The sequence below is a fragment of the Benzoatithermus flavus genome (assembly GCF_037908215.1).
Classification (GTDB): Bacteria; Pseudomonadota; Alphaproteobacteria; order Geminicoccales; family Geminicoccaceae; genus Benzoatithermus; species Benzoatithermus flavus.
This window is the reverse complement of sequence record NZ_JBBLZC010000051.1, coordinates 2,501-5,369: the sequence shown is the minus strand read 5'-3', so window position 1 is coordinate 5,369 and position 2,869 is coordinate 2,501. Positions and strand designations below refer to the sequence as shown.

At 62.6% G+C, this 2,869-nt stretch carries 1 tRNA gene and 2 rRNA genes (1 of these 3 only partly in view); all 3 read right to left on the bottom strand.

Features of this window, described 5'->3' with window-relative positions:
* Nucleotide 1: 1 nt before the first annotated feature.
* Nucleotides 2-78: transfer RNA gene (locus U1T56_RS23845), tRNA-Met, on the bottom strand.
* An 81-nt stretch (nucleotides 79-159) separates the two neighbouring features.
* Nucleotides 160-274 (bottom strand): 5S ribosomal RNA (gene rrf, locus U1T56_RS23840).
* Nucleotides 275-358: 84 nt separating this feature from the next.
* Nucleotides 359-2,869 (bottom strand): 23S ribosomal RNA (locus U1T56_RS23835) (it continues 236 nt past the right edge of the window).

Sequence of the window (2,869 nt, the reverse complement as noted above, 5' to 3'; positions counted from 1 at the left end):
TTGGTTGCGGGGGCAGGATTTGAACCTGCGACCTTCAGGTTATGAGCCTGACGAGCTACCGGGCTGCTCCACCCCGCGTGCGGGCTCCGGGTTCGCCTTGGCGGCGCGGCCGGGGAGGGGGATCGTTGGGTGGTGACGGTCTGGGGGGCCGCTTGCTGGACCTGGCGGCGACCTGCTCTCCCGCGCCTTGAGGCGCAGTACCATGGGCGCGGCCGGGTTTCACGGCCGAGTTCGGAATGGGATCGGGTGGGGCACCGGCGCTGTGGCCACCAGGTCGAGCAAGCGGCCCTTTCGCCTTTGGGGCGAGGGGCGGGACGGCTGGCGAGCGGGGCATGGGCGGGTGCGGTTGCCGCTGGAGGGGTCGAGGTCGATCGAGCGATTAGGACCGGTTGGCTGCACGCGTTGCCGCGCTTGCACCTCCGGCCTATCGACGTGGTGGTCTACCACGGCTCTGATGGCGAGACCTGGTTTTGAGGTGGGTTTCCCGCTTAGATGCCTTCAGCGGTTATCCCGTCCGAACTTAGCTACCCGGCGGTGCCGCTGGCGCGACAACCGGTCCACCAGAGGTTCGTCCACCCCGGTCCTCTCGTACTAAGGGCAGATCCTCGCAAGTCTCGAACACCCACGGCAGATAGGGACCGAACTGTCTCACGACGTTCTAAACCCAGCTCACGTACCACTTTAATCGGCGAACAGCCGAACCCTTGGGACCTGCTTCAGCCCCAGGATGTGATGAGCCGACATCGAGGTGCCAAACAACCCCGTCGATGGGGACTCTTGGGGGTTATCAGCCTGTTATCCCCGGCGTACCTTTTATCCGTTGAGCGATGGCCCTTCCACGCGGGACCACCGGATCACTAGCGCCGACTTTCGTCTCTGCGCGGCCTGTCGGCCTTGCAGTCAGGCGGGCTTGTGCGCTTGCACGCGGCGGCTGGTTTCCGACCAGCCTGAGCCCACCATCGCGCGCCTCCGTTACTCTTTGGGAGGCGACCGCCCCAGTCAAACTACCCGCCATGCAGGGTCCCGGAGCCCGGTTCAGGGCCCGCGGTTAGACACGCAATGAGCCAAGGGTGGTATTTCAAGGTTGCCTCCACGCGGGCTGGCGCCCGCGCTTCACTGGCTCCCACCTATCCTACACATGCCCCATCGCGTGCCAGTGCAAAGCTGTAGTAAAGGTGCACGGGGTCTTTCCGTCTGACCGCGGGTACTCCGCATCTTCACGGAGAATTCAATTTCGCTGAGCCGGCGTTGGAGACAGTGGGGAAGTCGTTACGCCATTCGTGCAGGTCGGAACTTACCCGACAAGGAATTTCGCTACCTTAGGACCGTTATAGTTACGGCCGCCGTTTACCGGGGCTTCGGTTCGGAGCTTGCACCCCTCCCCTTGACCTTCCGGCACCGGGCAGGCGTCAGACCCTATACGTCGTCTTCGCGACTTCGCAGAGCCCTGTGTTTTTAGTAAACAGTCGCCACCCCCTGGTCTGTGCCACCCCCCATCGGTTGCCCGGCGAGGGGTCCCGCTTCTCCCGAAGTTACGCGGGCAATTTGCCGAGTTCCTTCAACGCCGTTCTCTCAAGCACCTGGGTATGCTCAACCAGTCCACCTGTGTCGGTTTCGGGTACGGTCCAGGTGCGGGGGCTGTTTCCTGGAGATCTTCGGCTGCCCGGACAATCCGTTAAGCCCGGACAACGGTCGGATCCCGTCACCACCCGCGGGCCCAGGAATGTTGACCTGGTTCCCATCGGCTACGCCTGTCGGCCTCGCCTTAGGGGCCGGCTCACCCTGCGTGGATTAACCTTGCGCAGGAACCCTTGGACTTTCGGTGAGAGCGTCTCTCACGCTCTTTGTCGCTACTCATGTCAGCATTCGCACTTCCGATACCTCCAGCCAGCCTCACGGCTGACCTTCACGGGCTTACGGAACGCTCCGCTACCGCGCGCATCGACGCGCCCGCAGCTTCGGCACGTGGCTTGAGCCCCGTTACATCTTCGGCGCAGGACGGCTGTTAGACCAGTGAGCTGTTACGCTTTCTTTAAAGGATGGCTGCTTCTAAGCCAACCTCCTGGTTGTTATGGCCTTCCCACATCCTTTCCCACTTAGCCACGATTGGGGGGCCTTAGCTGGCGGTCTGGGCTGTTTCCCTCTCGGCGACGGACCTTAGCACCCGCCGCCTGTCTGCCGGACTAAAGGCCTCGGTATTCGGAGTTTGGTTAGGTTTGGTAAGGCTTGCGCCCCCCTAGCCCATCCAGTGCTCTACCCCCGAGGGTCATCGTCCGACGCGCTACCTCAATAGCTTTCGCGGAGAACCAGCTATCTCCGGGTTTGCTTGGCCTTTCACCCCTAGCCACAGGTCATCGCCGACTTTTTCAACAGGCGTGCGTTCGGTCCTCCAGTGGGTGTCACCCCACCTTCAACCTGCCCATGGCTAGATCACCCGGTTTCGGGTCTGATGCCGACAACTTCGCGCCCTGTTCAGACTCGCTTTCGCTGCGCCTACGCCTAGCGGCTTAAGCTTGCTGCCGACATCAACTCGCTGACCCATTATGCAAAAGGTACGCCGTCACCCCACCCGGAAGGGAGGGCTCCGACTGCTTGTAGGCATCCGGTTTCAGGGTCTGTTTCACCGCGCTCGTCGCGCTGCTTTTCACCTTTCCCTCACGGTACTCGTGCACTATCGGTCGCCAAGGAGTACTTAGGCTTGGAGGGTGGTCCCCCCGTCTTCGGACAGGATTTCCCGTGTCCCGCCCTACTCGAGGACCGATCGGCGTTCTACCCGTACGGGGCTGTCACCCGCTATGGCCCGCCGTTCCAGACGGTTCCGGTTCTGACCGATCGGCCACTGGCCTGGTCCGCGTTCGCTCGCCACTAC